The organism is Stenotrophomonas maltophilia, from assembly GCF_013464915.1.
Lineage (GTDB): Bacteria > Pseudomonadota > Gammaproteobacteria > Xanthomonadales > Xanthomonadaceae > Stenotrophomonas > Stenotrophomonas maltophilia_AT.
The window spans coordinates 13,930-30,743 of sequence record NZ_RAVT01000067.1; the positions used below are offsets into that span (position 1 = coordinate 13,930).

Annotated in this window: 17 protein-coding genes; 16 read left to right on the plus strand and 1 reads right to left on the minus strand. The window is 67.2% G+C overall.

The window, feature by feature from the left end:
• Positions 1 to 14 precede the first annotated feature (14 nt).
• The 5 genes from sufB to D7T59_RS19825 are packed head-to-tail and all read left to right on the plus strand — an operon-like array spanning position 15 to position 5,173.
• Positions 15 to 1,490, plus strand: coding sequence for a Fe-S cluster assembly protein SufB (gene sufB / locus D7T59_RS19805; RefSeq protein WP_006423171.1), 1,476 nt, complete (start codon positions 15 to 17; stop codon positions 1,488 to 1,490).
• Entirely contained in the window at positions 1,487 to 1,891 is a 405-nt protein-coding gene (locus D7T59_RS19810; protein ID WP_180851448.1) for a hypothetical protein, read from the plus strand. Before sufB ends, D7T59_RS19810 begins: the two co-directional genes overlap by 4 nt.
• A gap of 2 nt (positions 1,892 to 1,893) precedes the next feature.
• Positions 1,894 to 2,658 carry a Fe-S cluster assembly ATPase SufC gene (sufC, locus tag D7T59_RS19815; RefSeq protein ID WP_180851447.1) on the plus strand — a complete coding sequence of 255 codons (765 nt, stop codon included), beginning with the start codon at positions 1,894 to 1,896 and terminating at the stop codon, positions 2,656 to 2,658.
• A complete protein-coding gene (gene sufD / locus D7T59_RS19820; RefSeq protein ID WP_180851446.1) occupies positions 2,658 to 3,920 on the plus strand; it encodes a Fe-S cluster assembly protein SufD in 1,263 nt (420 codons plus the stop codon). The genes sufC and sufD overlap by 1 nt, the downstream gene beginning before the upstream one ends.
• Positions 3,917 to 5,173 carry a cysteine desulfurase gene (locus D7T59_RS19825; RefSeq protein WP_180851445.1) on the plus strand — a complete coding sequence of 419 codons (1,257 nt, stop codon included), beginning with the start codon at positions 3,917 to 3,919 and terminating at the stop codon, positions 5,171 to 5,173. The genes sufD and D7T59_RS19825 overlap by 4 nt, the downstream gene beginning before the upstream one ends.
• Positions 5,174 to 5,227: 54 nt before the next feature.
• Here the strand turns inward: D7T59_RS19825 and D7T59_RS19830 are convergent, their stop codons facing one another.
• Positions 5,228 to 5,680 carry a hypothetical protein gene (locus D7T59_RS19830; RefSeq protein ID WP_180851444.1) on the minus strand — a complete coding sequence of 151 codons (453 nt, stop codon included), beginning with the start codon at positions 5,678 to 5,680 and terminating at the stop codon, positions 5,228 to 5,230.
• Between the two features lie 107 nt (positions 5,681 to 5,787).
• On the opposite strand from D7T59_RS19830, the gene D7T59_RS19835 reads away from it, so the two are divergent.
• From D7T59_RS19835 to D7T59_RS19885, 11 genes are all read left to right on the plus strand, one after another.
• A complete protein-coding gene (locus D7T59_RS19835) occupies positions 5,788 to 6,327 on the plus strand; it encodes a GNAT family N-acetyltransferase (RefSeq protein WP_180851443.1) in 540 nt (179 codons plus the stop codon).
• Positions 6,324 to 6,656 (plus strand): non-heme iron oxygenase ferredoxin subunit, encoded by a 333-nt coding sequence (locus tag D7T59_RS19840; RefSeq protein WP_012479365.1) that lies wholly within the window; start codon positions 6,324 to 6,326, stop codon positions 6,654 to 6,656. Before D7T59_RS19835 ends, D7T59_RS19840 begins: the two co-directional genes overlap by 4 nt.
• A 204-nt stretch (positions 6,657 to 6,860) precedes the next feature.
• Positions 6,861 to 7,265, plus strand: coding sequence for a hypothetical protein (locus tag D7T59_RS19845; RefSeq protein ID WP_164138043.1), 405 nt, complete (start codon positions 6,861 to 6,863; stop codon positions 7,263 to 7,265).
• A 150-nt stretch (positions 7,266 to 7,415) separates the two neighbouring features.
• Complete coding sequence (locus D7T59_RS19850; RefSeq protein ID WP_180851442.1) at positions 7,416 to 9,719, plus strand: TonB-dependent receptor; 2,304 nt, start codon at positions 7,416 to 7,418, stop codon at positions 9,717 to 9,719.
• Positions 9,720 to 9,787: 68 nt separating this feature from the next.
• Entirely contained in the window at positions 9,788 to 10,507 is a 720-nt protein-coding gene (locus D7T59_RS19855; RefSeq protein ID WP_180851441.1) for a tetratricopeptide repeat protein, read from the plus strand.
• Between the two features lie 10 nt (positions 10,508 to 10,517).
• Positions 10,518 to 11,195 carry a Fe2+-dependent dioxygenase gene (locus tag D7T59_RS19860; RefSeq protein WP_180851440.1) on the plus strand — a complete coding sequence of 226 codons (678 nt, stop codon included), beginning with the start codon at positions 10,518 to 10,520 and terminating at the stop codon, positions 11,193 to 11,195.
• 164 nt (positions 11,196 to 11,359) lie between these two features.
• Positions 11,360 to 11,761 carry a hypothetical protein gene (locus D7T59_RS19865; protein ID WP_180851439.1) on the plus strand — a complete coding sequence of 134 codons (402 nt, stop codon included), beginning with the start codon at positions 11,360 to 11,362 and terminating at the stop codon, positions 11,759 to 11,761.
• A 145-nt stretch (positions 11,762 to 11,906) separates the two neighbouring features.
• The gene (locus tag D7T59_RS19870) at positions 11,907 to 14,327 is read left to right on the plus strand and encodes a TonB-dependent receptor domain-containing protein (RefSeq protein ID WP_180851438.1); all 2,421 of its coding nucleotides are present in this window, start codon (positions 11,907 to 11,909) and stop codon (positions 14,325 to 14,327) included.
• A 410-nt stretch (positions 14,328 to 14,737) separates the two neighbouring features.
• A complete protein-coding gene (locus tag D7T59_RS19875; protein WP_180851437.1) occupies positions 14,738 to 15,376 on the plus strand; it encodes a PepSY-associated TM helix domain-containing protein in 639 nt (212 codons plus the stop codon).
• Between the two features lie 26 nt (positions 15,377 to 15,402).
• Positions 15,403 to 15,921, plus strand: coding sequence for a DUF2271 domain-containing protein (locus tag D7T59_RS19880; RefSeq protein ID WP_004147429.1), 519 nt, complete (start codon positions 15,403 to 15,405; stop codon positions 15,919 to 15,921).
• A 77-nt stretch (positions 15,922 to 15,998) separates the two neighbouring features.
• On the plus strand, positions 15,999 to 16,802 hold the full coding sequence (locus D7T59_RS19885; RefSeq protein ID WP_180851436.1) for a DUF4198 domain-containing protein: 804 nt from the start codon (positions 15,999 to 16,001) through the stop codon (positions 16,800 to 16,802).
• Positions 16,803 to 16,814: the final 12 nt, after the last annotated feature.

Below are 16,814 nucleotides of genomic sequence, written 5' to 3' on the forward strand. Positions count from 1 at the left end.
GTAGGCAGCCCCCCATGGCCACCGAAACCATCGAAAACGTCGCCCACGACGACACCCCCAACCGCGAGATCCACGAGCAGCTCGGCCGCAAGTATTCGGCCGGCTTCATCACCGAGATCGAATCGGACTCCCTGCCCCCGGGCCTGGACGAGGACACCATCCGTGCCCTGTCGGCCAAGAAGGAAGAGCCGGAGTGGATGACGCAGTGGCGCCTGGACGCCTACCGCCACTTCCTGACCATGCCGATGCCGGACTGGGCCAAGCTGGAGATCGCGCCGATCGACCTGCAGGCGCTCAGCTACTACTCCGCGCCGAAGGGCCCGAAGTACGCCTCGCTGGATGACGTGCCGAAGGAACTGCTCGACACCTACGACAAGCTGGGCGTGCCGCTGCACGAGCGTGCCAAGCTGGCCGGCGTGGCAGTGGACGCGGTGTTCGACTCGGTGTCCGTCGGCACCACGTTCCGCAAGGAACTGGCCGAGAAGGGCATCATCTTCTGCTCGATGTCCGAGGCCATCAAGGAACACCCGGAGCTGGTCCGCCAGTACCTGGGCACCGTGGTGCCGGTGGGCGACAACTACTTCGCCGCGCTCAACTCGGCGGTGTTCTCCGATGGCAGCTTCGTGTTCATCCCCAAGGGCGTGCGCTGCCCGATGGAACTGAGCACCTATTTCCGCATCAACGCCGGCCACACCGGCCAGTTCGAGCGCACCCTGATCGTGTGCGAGGACAAGGCCTACGTGTCCTACCTGGAAGGCTGCACCGCGCCGATGCGCGACGAGAACCAGCTGCACGCGGCGGTGGTCGAGCTGGTCGCGCTGGAAGACGCGGAGATCAAGTACTCCACCGTGCAGAACTGGTACCCGGGCGACGAGAACGGTGTCGGCGGCATCTACAACTTCGTCACCAAGCGTGCCGAATGCCGTGGCGCGCGCAGCAAGGTCACCTGGACCCAGGTCGAGACCGGCTCGGCGATCACCTGGAAGTACCCGTCCTGCGTGCTGCTGGGCGACGACTCGGTCGGTGAGTTCCACTCGGTTGCCTTGACCCACCACCGCCAGCAGGCCGACACCGGCACCAAGATGATCCACGTCGGCAAGCGTACCAAGAGCAAGATCGTCAGCAAGGGCATCAGCGCCGGCCGCGGCCAGAACACCTACCGCGGCCTGGTCAAGGTCGACCGCAACGCCGATGGCGCGCGCAACTATACCCAGTGCGATTCGCTGCTGATCGGCAAGCAGTGCGGCGCCCACACCTTCCCCTACATCGAGGTGAAGAACCCGGGCGCCACCGTCGAACACGAGGCCACCACCTCCAAGATCTCCGACGACCAGCTGTTCTACTGCCGCGCCCGTGGCATCAGCCAGGAAGACGCGGTGTCGATGATCGTCGACGGCTTCTGCAAGCAGGTGTTCCGCGAACTGCCGATGGAGTTCGCGGTGGAAGCCAAGAAGCTGCTGGAAGTCTCGCTGGAGGGAAGCGTCGGATGATGCGTACGTCTTTGCCCGCACTGTTGCTGCTGGGCCTTTCGCCCTGGGCGGTGGCAAACGCGGCCTGCACCCCCGAAGACCTGGCGGGTGCGACCCCGGTCAAATTGCCCGCCGGCACGGTCATCTCCGCGCCGAAAGAATTCTCGATACTGCTGACAACGCGGCAGGACGGCAGCTTCGGCGCGATCCGGGCTCGCCTGAGCTCGGGCAACCGTGAGCTGGATCGCGCCGCTGCCGAATCCATCCGACAGGCCTCCCTCGCAGTCTCCTGCCTGCAAGAACCCGGTGAAGAGATCATCGTGGTTTTCTCCGCCCTCCCCGCTCAACCTGGGCAGCCCGGCAACGGCACGGTGCAGATCGTCCGCATCGACCCCGCAGCCCCGAAACCTACCAAGCCATGACCATGCTGAAGATCGAAAACCTCCACGCCCGCATCGGCGACAAGGAAATCCTCAAGGGCCTGTCGCTGGATGTTAAGCCCGGCCAGGTGCACGCCATCATGGGCCCCAACGGCGCCGGCAAGTCCACCCTGGGCAATGTCCTGGCAGGCCGCGACGGCTATGAAGTCACCGAAGGCAGCGTGCAGTTCGAAGGCAGCGACCTGCTCGACCAGGACCCGGAAGCGCGCGCCGCCGCCGGCCTGTTCCTGGCCTTCCAGTACCCGGTGGAAATCCCGGGCGTGAACAACACCTACTTCCTGCGCGCAGCACTGAATGCCCAGCGCAAGGCGCGTGGCGAGGACGAACTGGACTCCATGCAGTTCCTCAAGCTGGTGCGCCAGAAGCTGGCCGTGCTGCACCTGAAGGACGAACTGCTGCACCGTGGCGTCAACGAAGGCTTCTCCGGTGGCGAGAAGAAGCGCAACGAGATCTTCCAGCTGGCCGTGCTCGAGCCGAAGCTGGCGATCCTCGACGAAACCGACTCGGGCCTGGACATCGACGCGCTGAAGAGCGTGGCCGACGGCGTCAACGCACTGCGTGCCGCCGACCGTTCGTTCCTGGTCATCACCCACTACCAGCGCCTGCTCGACTACATCAAGCCGGACGTGGTGCACGTGCTGGCCGATGGCCGCATCGTCAAGACCGGTGGCCCCGAACTGGCCCTGGAACTGGAAGCGCACGGCTACGATTTCCTGAAGGATCGCGTGGTGCGCGAGGCGGCGGTCTGATGAGCGCCCTGCTCGACTCCATGGCCCAGGCCTTCTGCGGCAGCGATGCGCGCCGGGAAGTGCTGGACGCGGTCCTGCGCGACGGCCTGCCTGCCGCCCGCAACGAAGCCTGGAAGTACACCTCGCTGCGCCAGCTGGAGCGCCGTGCGTTCGCGGCTGCACCACTGCAGGGCCCGGCGCTGGATGCCGCGCTGCTGGAGGACATCCCGGCACCGCGCCTGGTGTTCGTCAACGGCCGCCTGGATGCCGCGCTGAGCGACGTGCAGGCGCTGCCGGCCGGCGTGCAGCTGCAGCCGCTGTCGGCCGCACTGGCCGCCGGCGAAGACGCCGTACGTTTCCTTGGCCGCCGTTACGAGCGCAGCGAAGAGATCTTCGCCCGCCTCAACGCCGCACTGGCCGATGAAGGCGTGGTACTGCGCGTGGACGAAGGCGTGCAGGTCGAAGCGCCGCTGCAGCTGGTGTTCGCCAGCGTCGCCGGCGAGACCGACCTGGCCTGGCACCACCGCCACCTGATCGAACTGCGTGCCGGCGCGAGCCTCGGCGTGGTCGAGCACCGCTTCAGCGTGGGTGACTCCGCCCACCTGGACAACACCGTGCTGCACGCCCATGTCGCCCGCGATGCCGTGCTCAAGCATGCCCGCGTGCAGGCCGGCAGCGCGCGCCAGACCAGTTTCCTGCGCACCGACGCGGTGCTGGCACGTGACGCGCAGTACCATCGCGTCGACCTGGAACTGGGCGCTGCGCTCACCCGCCATGAACTGAACGTGCGCCTGGAAGGCGACAACGCCCAGCTGACCGCCAACGGCGTGCTGCTTGGCAATGGCCGCCGCCACGTCGAAACCCGCCTGGGCATCGACCACATCGCACGCGATACGAGTTGCGAGCTGCTGTGGCGTGGCGTTGCCGCCAACCGCAGCCGCGTGGTGTTCCATGGTGGCATCCAGATCCGCGAAGGCGCCGACGGCACCGACGCGAACCTGTCCAACAAGAACCTGCTGCTGTCGGCCGATGCCGAGATCGACACCCAGCCGACGCTGGTGATCGACGCCGATGAAGTGAAGGCCGCGCACGGTGCGACCGTCGGCCAGCTCGATGCCAATGCGCTGTTCTACCTGCGCTCGCGCGGCCTGCCGCAGGCACAGGCGCAGGCACTGCTGAGCGCCGCGTTCTGCCACGAGCCGCTGAAGGTCCTGCCGGACGCCCTGCGCGAGCAGCTGGCACGCCGTTTGGACAAGGCCCTGGCCGAGGCGGGTGTGGCATGAACCTGTCCACCCCGCGCCCGATCGAAACCCCCAGCGGCGCCCCCGACTGGGACCGCGTCCGCCTCGACTTCCCGCTGCTGATGCGCGAAGTGCACGGCAAGCCGCTGGTCTATTTCGACAATGCCAACACCGGCCAGAAGCCGGTGCAGGTGATCGGCGCGGTGGACGAGTTCTACCGCCGCTACAACGCCAACGTCAGCCGCGCGGTGCATGCACTGGGCAGCGAAGCCACCGATGCCTACGAGGGCGCACGCAATAAGCTGGCGCGCTTCCTCAACGTGCGCCCCAGCGACCTGGTGCTGTGCAGCGGCACCACCTTCGCCATCAATCTGGTGGCGTATTCGTGGGCCCTGCCGCGATTGAAGGCCGGTGATGTGATCCTGGTGTCGCGCATGGAGCACCACGCCAACATCGTGCCGTGGCAGCTGGTCGCGCAACGTACCGGCGCCACCATCCGCGTGGCCGAGATCACCCCCGATGGTGCACTCGACCTGGATGCGCTGCGTGCGGCGATGACCCCCGAGGTCAAGCTGCTGGCGGTCACCCACGTTTCCAACGTGCTGGGCACGGTCAACCCGGTGCGCGACATCTGCCGGGAAGCGCGCAAGCGCGGCATCATCACCGTGGTCGACGGCTCGCAGGCGGTACCGCACCGCAAGGTCGACGTGGCCGCGATCGGCTGCGACTTCTACGCCATCACCGGCCACAAGATGTGCGGGCCGACCGGCACCGGTGCGCTGTGGGCGCGCCGCGAGCACCTGGACGCGATGCCGCCGTTCCTAGGCGGTGGCGAGATGATCAAGGAAGTCAGCTTCGACGGCACCGTGTTCAACGATGCCCCGCACAAGTTCGAAGCCGGCACCCCGAACATCGCCGGTTTCATCGGCCTGGGCGTGGCTGCCGACTACCTGCAGCAGCTCGGCCAGGAGAACGTGGAAGCACGCGAGGCTGAACTGCTGGCGCACTTCACCGAAGAGCTGCGCCGCGTCGACGGCCTGCGCATCATCGGCGAAGCGCCGGAGAAGGCCGCCGTGGTCTCGTTCCTGATCGACGGCGCGCATGCCCATGACCTGGCGACCCTGCTCGACCTGGAAGGCGTGGCCGTGCGCTCGGGCCAGCACTGCGCGCACCCGCTGCTGCAGTACTTCGGTGTCGCGGCTACCTGCCGTGCCTCGCTGGCGTTCTACAACACCCACGCCGAGATCGAGCGCTTCATGACCGCGCTGACCAAGGTACGCAAGCTGTTGGGGTGAGAGCCGAAAGGCAGCCGGAAGCATCGAGAACGCCGCGGGAAACCGCGGCGTTCTTCATGGCGCGGCCAAGGGCAGGATCGAAGACACGCAGAGCTCCGCAGGCCATTGCCCAAGATGCCCCTTGCCGAACGGGGCTCCGGAACGACCGGCAGAGACGATTCCGGTGAGTTCAACCGCCTGCTCCGGCGGCAGCACCAGGATGGGGATGCCGTTCACCCACACGCCGGCCGCCGCCCACGGGTCCTGTACCGGCGGCCCCGGATGCAGCGCAGACATTTCAAGGCGGTCGACGTAGACCCCTCGCACGCGCACCAGTCGCCCGTGATAGCGCATCGGATCGGCGCGCAACGCCTCCAGCGTGACCGGCAACGCACGGGATGGACTGAAACCGGGGCACCCCAGGCCGTTGGGCGCAATGCCGCCGCCATTTCGCGGCACCGGCAGGCAGGTCAGAAGCGCTACAAGCATGGCCGTCGCTGCCAGCACGATTCCCTTCGAAGTATCCACCTCACCGCTCCGCCTGGCATTTGATGAAGCGCGAGCATAGCGGTTGCAAGAGTTGTGGAAGACCCTCCCCATTTGCGCCCGCCCCCACCCCACCTAGAATGGGCCACATGAGCACCCTGACCTTCCGTGCCGCCACGCCGGCCGACATCCCCGCCCTGATCACCCTGGTCACCTCGGCCTACCGCGGCGACGCCAGCCGCGTCGGCTGGACCACCGAAGCCGACCTGCTGGACGGCGCCCGCATCGACGCCGAAGGCATCCAGGGCGACCTCGACCGCCCGCGCTCGACCATCCTGCTGGCCGAACGCGAGGGCCAACTGGTGGCCTGCGCCCACGTCGCCGATGTCGACGGCAAGGGCTACTTCGGCATGTTCTCGGTCGACCCGGCCCAGCAGGGCGGTGGCGTCGGCAAGCAGATGATGGAGGCTGCCGAAGCGCATGCCTCGCGCGAATGGAACGTGCCGGTGATGCAGATGACGGTGATCGACGTGCGCGACGAACTGATCGCCTTCTACGAGCGCCGCGGCTACAGCCGCACCGGCATCAAGAAGCCGTTCCCGTATGGCGACGAACGCTTCGGCATCCCCAAGCGCGACGACCTGCGCTTCGAGATCCTGGAAAAGCCGCTGGCCGGAGCCGCCGCGTGAGCGAGGCCTGGACCTTTGTCTGTGCCGGCAACGAGCTGCTGCCGGGTGAAATGAAGAGCGTGTTCGACGAAGTGACCGGCACGCCGATCGTGGTGTTCAACCTCGACGGCGAGCTGTACGCGCTGGAAGACCAGTGCACGCATGAAGAGTTCGAGCTGTCCTCCGGCGAGTTCAATACGACCGAAGGCAGCGTGGAGTGCGTGCTGCACGGCGCGCGCTTCGACGTGCGCGATGGCCGCGCCCTGTGCGCCCCGGCCTATACCCCGGTGCCCAAGTTCCCGGTGAAGCGGGAACACGACGCGGTCTGGACCCGCGACGACCGGGATTGAGGCGGCGCACGGCCCGGAGGGACCGGCCACGGGGCGCCCCGCGAGAGCGCATCCACCCCAAGGGGTGGATCTACCAGAAGGCCACGAGGGCCTTCCCAGGCCGCTTCGGGGCCACCCCGGCGACCCGCCACGCCTCGCACATGCGAATCATTATCGTTGATGTTATTCTACGTAACATATTCGTAACGACTCCGCCCCTGCGCCATGGCTTCGCCCGCGCCCACCGCCACGCTGTGCCAGCTCGCCCGCCAGGGGTGGCCGCTGCTCGTGGCCGTGCTGCTGACGCTGCTGCTGGGCTGGTCGGCGCTGCACGAGGGGCGTGCCAGCGATCCGGCCGCACACGGCTGGCAGGCACACGCGGATGATCTGCTGCAGGCCACGCCGCTGCCGGAAACGCCGGCCGACGAATGCCCGCAACACGCCGCCCCTGCCCCCGAGCCACCGCTTGATGGCGAGGGCAGTACACCCTGCACCGGCCTGGCCCCCGCGCGTGCCACCCTGGTCGCACACATCCCGCTGTGGCGCTCCGACGCCCTGCGCTGGCAGCTGCACGATCCCGCACTGCGGTTGAACCCCGGCCACGCTCCGCCCGCACCGCACGCCAGCTGAGGCGCCCTGCGGCCTTTGCCGTGCGCCTGAAGTCGCTCACTGCCAGCCGAGCATCGGCTCGGCGCTACAGAAACAGATTTCCACGCGTCGTCGCGCTGTCTGCGCTTCGGCCCTCGCCCTTTCCCGATCCCAGCCACTACCACCCAAGCCATGACCCACATCACGTCCCGCAAGCACGCCCCGCGCGTTTCCCTGCTCGCCACCGCCACCCTGGCCGCCGGCTTCGCGCCGCTGGCCGCACAGGCTGCCGACAGCGCTGACGCTGCCTCCCGCAAGGCCACCGACCTGGACAAGGTGCAGGTGCGCGGCAGCTGGTTCAATCCGTCCTCGCCGAAATTCACCGCTGAACTGCTGGACACCCCGAAGTCGGTGTCGATCGTCTCGGAGAAGCTCATCGCCGAAACCGGTGCGACCAACCTGCAGGATGCGCTGCGCATGGTGCCGGGCATCACCTTCGGTGCCGGCGAAGGCGGCAACCCGACCGGCGACCGCCCCTTCATCCGTGGCTTCGATTCGCAGAGCAACATCTTCGTCGACGGCCTGCGCGACGTCGGTTCGCAGACCCGCGAAATCTTCGACCTGGAGCAGGTGGAAGTGGTCAAGGGCCCGAGCTCGGCCTACGGTGGCCGTGATTCCGGTGGTGGCAGCCTGAACCTGGTGAGCAAGACGCCGAAGCTGAAGAACGAGACCAGCGCCAGCATGGGCATCGGCACCGACAGCTACGCGCGCGGCACCGTGGATGCCAACTACGTGCTGGGCGATGGCATCGCCGCCCGCCTGAACCTGATGAAGCACGAGTCGGACATCGCCGGCCGTGATGCAGCCAACGTCAGCCGCTGGGGCATCGCGCCGTCGATCGCATTCGGCCTGAACGGCCCGGCGCAGCTGATCGCCAGCCACTACCACATGCAGAGCGATGACCTGCCGGACGCGGGCGGCTTCCCCTACAACAATCCGTTCTCCAGCGGCCCGAACGTGGCCAAGAACGGCGATGGCCGCCCGATGGTGCCGGATCGCAACAACTACTACGGCCTGGTCGACCGCGACTTCCAGCGCACCCGCGCCGACATCAGCACCCTGGATGCGAGCTACGACTTCGGCGGCCACAAGCTGCGCAACATCGCGCGCCTGGGCAACACCAGCAACGACTACCTTTGGACCCAGCCGGACGACAGCAAGGGCAACCCGAACAATTACGGCACCTTGTGGCGCCGGACCAACAGCCGCGCCGTCGACGTCAAGAGCTTCGCCGACCAGCTGGGCCTGACCGGCGCCTTCCAGACCGGCGTGCTCAAGCACAGCTACAGCGCTGGCGTGGAGTACAGCGACGAGAAAATGACCCGCGGCAGCTACCTGATGACGCCGGGCACCGCCAATCCGCTGGAAACCGCCGCCAACAGCTCCGTGTGCCGGGTGTCCGGCGCCGCCACCAACTACAACTGCACCGACTTCGCCAATCCGAATCCGAACGATCCGTGGGCTGCCGGTCAGATCGTCTATCGCAGCAACAAAGCACTGGACGTTGAACAGCGCACCAAGACCAAGTCCGCCTATCTGTTCGACACCATCGAGCTCAATGCACAGTGGAGCTTCAACGTCGGCCTGCGTTATGACGATTACAGCACCACGCTGACCACCCCGGTGCTCAACGCGGCGCCGACCCGCCTGCGCAACGACAACGACTTCCTGAACTACCAGGCCGGCGTGGTGTTCAAGCCGGCCGCCAATGGCAGCATCTACCTGTCGTGGGGCACCTCCTCGACCCCGCCGGGCATGGACGGTGGTGACGGTTCGGACGGCCTGAGCGCCGCCGTGGCCGACCTCAAGCCGCAGGACACCAAGAACCTCGAACTGGGTACCAAGTGGGACCTGCTGGACAACCGCCTGAACCTGACCGCGGCGATCTTCCACACCGTGATGAACAACGCACGCGTGACCATCGACAACGGCACCAGCCAGAATGCCGGCAAGAAGGAAATCAACGGCTTCGAACTGGGCTTCAATGGCCAGCTGACCGATGCCTGGAGCCTGTACGGCGGCTACACCTACCTGGATTCGGAACTGAAGGACAACGGCTTCGTCTGCGCCGTGTCGGGCCGCACCTGCCCGTCCAACGTCTACGTGCCGTCGCCGAACAACGGCAACGAGTTCCCGAACACCGCCAAGCACAGCGCCAACCTGTGGACGACCTACCGCTTCCCGATCGGCCTGACCATCGGCGCCGGTGCGTTCTACTCGGACAAGCAGTACGGTGACGTTGCCAACACCAAGTGGATCCCGAGCTACACCCGCTTCGATGCGATGGCCAGCTACGCGATCCAGGACAACATCAGCCTGCAGCTGAACGTGCAGAACCTGACCGACAAGACCTACTTCACCAAGGCCTATGCCTCGCACTACGCGAGCATCGCCCCGGGCCGCTCGGCCACCCTGGCGCTGAACGTGAAGTTCTGATGTAACTTCGCTCCACCACGGCGGCAGGCTCTCCTGCCGCCGTTTTTGTTTCCGGCGATACTCACTCCATGGCGACCCATACCCCCATCGACAGCGACGCCCTGGCCGAGCTGCTGCAGCACGACCCGCAGGCTGCCTTCGCGCGCGTGCGCGACGCTGCGCAGGCCGGACAGGTCGATGCACAACTGCTGCTCGCGCAGATGCACATGGAAGGCAAAGGCACCGCGCAGGATGCCCCTGCCGCGCTCCTCTGGTACGAAACCGCCGCCAACAACGGCGCACCGATGGCGATGAACATGCTCGGCCGCTGCCATGAGCTGGGCCAGGGCACCGTGCCCGACCCGACGCTGGCCGCGGTGTGGTACCGGCGCGCGGCCGATACCGGCCTGGACTGGGGCCTGTACAACCTGGCCAATCTGCTGGCCACCGGCCGCGGTGTACCGCAGGACCGCGCGCAGGCGCTGGCGCTGTACACCCGCGCCGCGCACCTGGGCCACGCCAAATCGATGAACCTGCTGGCCCGCCATCTCGAGGACGGCCTGGAGATCGAGCGCGATCCGCGGGCCGCGCTGGACTGGTACCGGCGCGCCGCCGAGACCGGCGATTTCCGCGGCCAGGCCAACTACGCCTCGATCCTGCTGCAGGCTGGCCAGATCGAACAGGCGGTGCACTGGCTGCGACTGGCGTTGGCCCACGGCAGCCCGGCGTTCATGGCACACATCGTGCCGGAACTGGCCGCGTCACCGCATCCACAAGTGCGTGCCCTGGTCGCACCGCCGTCCCTCTGAGGAGTTCCGCATGCTGCTGCACATCCCCGATATCCTCAGCGCCGACCAGGTGGCCGATTTCCGCTGCCGCCTCGACGCCGCCGACTGGACCGATGGCCGCGAGACCGTCGGCCATCTGGGCGCGCAGGCCAAGCACAACCAGCAGCTGCCCGAGGCATCGCCGTTGCGCCGCGAACTGGGCGAAACCATCCTCGTTGCGCTGGCCCGGCATCCGCTGTTCTTCAGCGCGGCGCTGCCGCTGAAGTACCTGCCGCCACGCTTCAACCGCTACAGCGGCGGCGGCACCTACGGTTTCCATGTCGACGGCGCGGTGATGAACCTGGCCAACGGCGAGCAGCTGCGCTCGGACATCTCCTGCACCCTGTTCCTGTCCGATCCGGACGAGTACGAGGGCGGCGAGCTGATCATCAGCGATACCTACGGCGAGCACGAGGTAAAGCTGCCGGCCGGCGACCTGATCGTGTATCCGTCCAGCAGCCTGCACAAGGTCAATCCGGTCACCCGCGGCGCGCGCGTGGCCTCGTTCTTCTGGGTGCAGAGCATGATCCGCGACGACGTGCAGCGGCGCCTGCTGTGGGAAATGGACGGCTCGATCGAACGCCTGCGGCAGACCGGCGGCGACGCCGAAGCGGTGCTGCAGCTGACCGGCGTGTACCACAACCTGCTGCGGCGCTGGAGCGAAGTCTGAGCCCCACCTGGCCGGCCCTGGACATTTTGGCAATCATTCTCATTTGCAACAGCTAACGGCTCTCATTACAATCACGCCCCGTTGATGCCGGCCGCTGCCGGCGACCGCCCGGGGATTCCTGCTTGCTGCGCCCGCTCCGCCCTCGCCCACTGATCCATCGCAAGATGGGTACCGCCATGCGCGGCCAGCGTCCCGCGCTGGCCAGCCTGCTGGCGTGGGTGGCGATGCTGGCGTTGCTGCTGGGCACCCTGCCGCTGCTGCCGCGCCCGGCGACAGCGACGACCGTGCAGATGCCGCTGGAAGAACGTGGCGGCGAAGGCCCATTGCAGGAAGAAGCGCCGGCCAAGCTGCGCCGCTGTGCCTCCACCCCGGTGAAAGCGGCCGAAAAGGCACGTCCGCCGCTGCTGCTGGCCAGCCAGTGGCTGCGCACCGAACTTGAACTCGTACCCGCCACGCCGGCCATGCCCGGCGTGCGCCCGGACTGGCCGCTGGCCGCTCCGGACACGCCCTGGGCCGACGCGCCCGGGCGTCGCCAGCAACGCGGCCAGGCGCCGCCGCTCGCCTGATCCACGGCCCGACGTGACCGCCTGCGCGGTCGCGCCCGCACGCCACTGCCTGCTTCATCCCTGCCGCCCCTGACCGGGCTTCCCGTGCATGCCGCGCCCTTCGCGCCCGGCATCGCACCTCCCTGCATCTTTCGAGGTAACTGCCATGGCCCAGCGCCATCGTGTCCGTTCGTCCCTGTCCCGCCCCCTGCTGACCAGCGCCGTGCTGGCGGCGATGGCGGCCCCTGCTTTCGCCCATGGAGAGATCGCCGGTGCTCCGCAGACGCTGGACAAGGTGGTGGTCACCGCCTCCGGCTTTGAGCAGAAGGTAGTCGATGCACCCGCCAGCATCAGCGTGGTCAGCCGCGAGGAACTGAGCAAGCGCCCGTACACCAATCTGGTCGATGCGCTGCGCGACGTGGAAGGCATCGACGTCGGCCTGGAGGCCACCGACAAGAACGGCCGCGCCACCATCTCCATGCGCGGCCTGCCCTCCGAATACACCCTGGTGCTGATCGACGGCCGTCGCCAGAGCAATGTCGGCCAGCTGTACCCGAACAACTTCGGCGGCGGCCAGTTCGCCTACCTGCCGCCGCTGGATGCGATCGAGCGCATCGAAGTGGTGCGCGGCCCGATGTCCACGCTGTACGGCTCGGACGCAATGGGCGGCGTGATCAACATCATCACCCGTCGAAACCAGGACAGCTGGCATGGCGCGCTCACCCAGGGCTTCACCGTGCAGCAGGACGACCAGTTCGGCGATGCACGCACCACCGACCTGTACCTCAGCGGCCCGCTGCTGAAGGATCGCCTCAGCCTCGCCGTGCGCGGCAGCTACTACGATGCCAAGGCATCGAACCCGGAATGGGATGCACTGACCCTTCCCGACGGCACGCTGTGGGAGCGCAGCATCGGCTTCGGTGGCGGTGGCAAGTCGGTGGCCAACACCAACTGGAACACCGGTGTGCGACTGGACTTCCGCGTCAACGATGACCACGAACTGTGGCTGGACTACGACGTGTCGCGGCAGAAGTACGACAACAGCGAGGGCCAGACCGGCACCCTGGACAGCCTGGCCAGCCTGTGGCGCGTCGGCAACGCGGTCATTCCGAACCCGAACGGCAGCGGCACGGTCACCCGCCGCGTGGTGCAGCCGCGCGTGGGCTACACCGCCTACCAGCGCTACGAGCGCGACCAGCTGTCGCTGACCCACCAGGGCCGCTACAGCTTCGGCACCTGGCAGACCTCGCTGACCCACAGCAAGAGCAGCAACCTCGGCCGCTCGCTGCCGTTGACCCTGGACGAGCGTGCCAACCTGCAGACGCTGTGGAACGACGTGTGCCGTCGTACCGGGGCGGCCAACAACTGCGCGGCCGGCCGTGGCAATGCGCTGGCCGCACTCAATCCCAGCGAAATGGCGCGACTGCAGGCGTTCCTGCCGCGTCCGCTGCGCACCATGGAACTGGAAGGCTACGTGCTCGACACGATGCTGGATCTGGACTTCGGCGCGCACAAGCTCACTGTCGGTGGCCAGTACAACGACACCGACATGATCGACGGCGTGTTCGGCATGGACGGCGCCGGCTACCGCAGCAACACCAAGCAGAAGCACCGCATGTGGGCGCTGTTCGCCGAGGACAACTGGGCGTTGACCGACACCCTGACTGCCACCTTCGGCCTGCGCTACGACGACCACAACATCTTCGGCAGCCATCTCAGCCCGCGCGGCTACCTGGTGTGGAATGCCAGCGATGCCTGGACCTTCAAGGGTGGCGTCAGCACCGGCTACAAGACCCCGCGTCCGGACCAGCTGTTCCCGGGCATCACCGGCTTTGGTGGCCAGGGCGTGCTGCCGCTGGTGGGCTCGCCGAACCTGAAGCCGGAAACCAGTACCAACTACGAGCTGGCCGCCTACTACGAAGGCCAGCGCTGGGGTTTCAACGTCACCGGCTTCATCAACAAGTTCGAGGACAAGATCGCCAGCGGCGGCACCTTCCCGAACTGCGAAGTGGCGCCGGCCGGCAGCGGCTACTGCGTGGACATCGGGCCGGGCTGGGCCGCACTGGGCTACAGCACCTTCACCCAGAGCGTGAACATCGACAAGGCCGAAACCCGCGGCGCGGAACTGGCCGGCCACGTCGACCTGCTCGACACCCTGCAGCTGCGCGGCAACTACACCTGGACCAAGAGCGAGCAGACCAGCGGCCCACAGAAGGGGCTGCCGATCACCGGCACCACCCCGGCCAAGCACATGGCCAATGCCAGCCTGAACTGGCAGCTCAACGAGGCCATCAGCCTGTCGCTGATCGGCGAGGGCCGCTACGACCGCTACCGCGACACGCTGCTCGACGCCAACGGCGCCAGCCACACCCGTTACTACGAGGACTACACCATCTTCCACCTGGGTGGCAGCTGGAAGGCCACGCCGTGGCTGACAGTGAACGCGCGGGTCAACAACCTGTTCGACAAGAACTTCGTCTCGCAGTCGTGCCTGCTGATCAGCCAGAGCGAGTTCAACTGCGTGGACGACTATGCGACCAAGGACCAGCGTCGCAGCTACTGGATTTCGTTGAACGCGAAATTCTGATCTCTGCGCCCTGCCCTGGTGCGTGCCGACCTTGGTCGGCACCGCTCCATCCATGCGTGGCGTGGATCTACCGATCCGCGATAGCGGTAGTGCCGGCCGCTGGCCGGCATTGCCCTGCCCTGGTGCGTGCAGACCTTGGTCGGCACCGCTCCATCCACGCRTGGCGTGGATCTACCGATCCGCGATAGCGGTAGTGCCGGCCGCTGGCCGGCATTGCCCTGCCCTGGTGGGTGCCGACCTTGGTCGGCACCGCTTCATCCACGCATGGCGTGGATCTACCGATCCTGCGGTAGTGCCGGCCGCTGGCCGGCAACCGGCAAGGCCCCCTCCGGGATACAGAACGACACGCAATTGCGAGCTATTCTCATCAATGATGTAATGGGCAGTCCCCGTCCGCCTCGAACCGTGCCGTGAGCCGTCCTGCCTCTTCCACCGTGCAGCAGCAACAAAGCCGTGGCTTCTGGCTGCGGACGCTGCACCAGTGGCACTGGATCAGCTCGGCGGTGTGCCTGATCGGCATGCTGCTGTTCGCGGTGACCGGCCTGACCCTCAACCATGCAGCGAAGATCGAGGCCAAGCCGCAGGTGCAGAACCAGCACCTGGAACTGCCGGCCGATCTGCTCGGCCAGCTCGGCACGCGCGAAGACGGCAATGCGCCGATCCCGCGCCCGGCCCGGCAATGGCTGGATACGCAGCTGGGCATCGCCATCGGCGGCCGCCCGGCCGAGTGGTCGGCCGAGGAGATCTACCTGTCACTGCCGCGCCCCGGCGGCGACGCCTGGCTGAGCATCGATCGCGAGACCGGCGCGGTGGAGTACGAATCAACCTCGCGCGGCGCGGTCTCCTACCTCAACGACCTGCACAAGGGCCGCAATGCCGGCCCGGCATGGGGCTGGTTCCTGGACCTGTTCGCCGTGGCCTGCCTGGTGTTCTGCATCACCGGCCTGTTCCTGCTGCACCTGCATGCGCGGCAGCGGCGCATGACCTGGCCGCTGGTCGGCCTCGGCCTGATGATCCCGCTGCTGATCGCCCTGCTGCTGATCCACTGACTTTTCCCCGTTTCCGGAGCCGCCCCATGCGCGTCACCCTGACCATCGCCCTCAGCGGCCTGCTGGCCACCTCGCCGGCCTATGCCACCACCCTCGACATCAACGTCGAAGTGCCCAAGCTCAACGTGGCCGAATACCACCGCCCGTATGTGGCCGTGTGGCTGGAGGGCGCCGACCAGAAGGTCGCGGCCAACCTGTCGGTCTGGTACCAGCAGACCAGCAACAGCGAAGGCCACGGCACCAAGTGGCTGCCCGACCTGCGCCAGTGGTGGCGCAAGAGCGGCCGCACCCTGCAGGTGCCGGTGGATGGCGTGACCGGTCCGACCCGTCCGGCCGGCAAGCACGCGCTGTCGTTCAACGACAAGCAGCCGGCACTGAAGCAGCTGGCCCCGGGCAACTACACGCTGGTGGTGGAGGCGGTGCGCGAAGTCGGCGGCCGCGAACTGCTGAAGATCCCCTTCACCTGGCCGGCCACCGCCGCGCAGAACGGCAAGGCGCAGGGCGCCACCGAACTGGGCCAGGTCACCCTCGCCGTCAAACCCTGACCGCCTGACCGGGGTCGGATCCCTTTCCAGCGGAAAGGGCTCTGACCCCACCCACCACCACTCCTGGAGTCTTCCGCATGAAGCGCACGCTCGTCCTCGCCGCCGCCCTGGCCGCTGCCCTTCCCTTCTCCGCCCTGGCCCACAAGGCCTGGCTGCTGCCCTCGCAGACCGTGATCGCCGGCAATGCGCCGTGGATCACCGTCGACGGTGCGGTCTCCAACGACCTGTTCTATTTCAACCACGTGCCGCTGCGCCTGGAGTCGCTGGTGATCACCGCGCCCGACGGCAGCACCGTGCAGCCGCAGAACGCGTCCACCGGCAAGTACCGCAGCGTGTTCGACATCGAACTGAAGCAGGCGGGCACCTACCGCATCGCCTCGGTCAACGACGGGCTGTTCGCCACCTACGAACAGAACGGCGAGCGCAAGCGCTGGCGTGGTACCGCCGCCACCTTCGGCGAACTGCCCAAGGATGCGAAGAAGCTGGAAGTGAGCCAGTCGGTCGGCCGCGTGGAGACCTTCGTCACCAACGGCGCGCCGAACGATACTGCGCTGAAGCCGACCAACCGTGGCATCGAGCTGGTCGCCGTCGGCCACCCGAACGACCTGTTCGCCGGCGAGGAAGCCACCTTCCGCGTACTGGTTGACGGCAAGCCGACCGCCGGCCTCGAATTCGAGATCGTGCGTGGCGCCACCCGCTACCGCAACGCGCAGGACGAGCTGAAGCTGACCAGCGATGCCAAGGGCGAGATCAAGGTGACCTGGCCGGAAGCCGGCATGTACTGGCTGGAAACCGGCACTGAGGACAACAAGACCTCGGTGAAGCAGGCCGCGAAGCGTCGCCTGAGCTACGTAGCCACGCTGGAAGTGCTGCCGCAGTAATGACGTGGGCGG

Excerpts from the sequence above, each read along its gene's own strand:
- D7T59_RS19845 (WP_164138043.1), top strand. The coding sequence starts at position 6,861 with ATGGCTTCGCCCGCGCCCACCGCCACGCTGTGCCAGCTCGCCCGCCAG.
- D7T59_RS19885 (WP_180851436.1), top strand. The coding sequence starts at position 15,999 with ATGAAGCGCACGCTCGTCCTCGCCGCCGCCCTGGCCGCTGCCCTTCCC.
- sufB (WP_006423171.1), top strand. The coding sequence starts at position 15 with ATGGCCACCGAAACCATCGAAAACGTCGCCCACGACGACACCCCCAAC.
- D7T59_RS19880 (WP_004147429.1), top strand. The coding sequence starts at position 15,403 with ATGCGCGTCACCCTGACCATCGCCCTCAGCGGCCTGCTGGCCACCTCG.
- D7T59_RS19810 (WP_180851448.1), top strand. The coding sequence starts at position 1,487 with ATGATGCGTACGTCTTTGCCCGCACTGTTGCTGCTGGGCCTTTCGCCC.
- D7T59_RS19835 (WP_180851443.1), top strand. The coding sequence starts at position 5,788 with ATGAGCACCCTGACCTTCCGTGCCGCCACGCCGGCCGACATCCCCGCC.
- D7T59_RS19855 (WP_180851441.1), top strand. The coding sequence starts at position 9,788 with ATGGCGACCCATACCCCCATCGACAGCGACGCCCTGGCCGAGCTGCTG.
- sufC (WP_180851447.1), top strand. The coding sequence starts at position 1,894 with ATGCTGAAGATCGAAAACCTCCACGCCCGCATCGGCGACAAGGAAATC.
- D7T59_RS19825 (WP_180851445.1), top strand. The coding sequence starts at position 3,917 with ATGAACCTGTCCACCCCGCGCCCGATCGAAACCCCCAGCGGCGCCCCC.
- D7T59_RS19850 (WP_180851442.1), top strand. The coding sequence starts at position 7,416 with ATGACCCACATCACGTCCCGCAAGCACGCCCCGCGCGTTTCCCTGCTC.
- sufD (WP_180851446.1), top strand. The coding sequence starts at position 2,658 with ATGAGCGCCCTGCTCGACTCCATGGCCCAGGCCTTCTGCGGCAGCGAT.
- D7T59_RS19865 (WP_180851439.1), top strand. The coding sequence starts at position 11,360 with ATGGGTACCGCCATGCGCGGCCAGCGTCCCGCGCTGGCCAGCCTGCTG.
- D7T59_RS19860 (WP_180851440.1), top strand. The coding sequence starts at position 10,518 with ATGCTGCTGCACATCCCCGATATCCTCAGCGCCGACCAGGTGGCCGAT.
- D7T59_RS19870 (WP_180851438.1), top strand. The coding sequence starts at position 11,907 with ATGGCCCAGCGCCATCGTGTCCGTTCGTCCCTGTCCCGCCCCCTGCTG.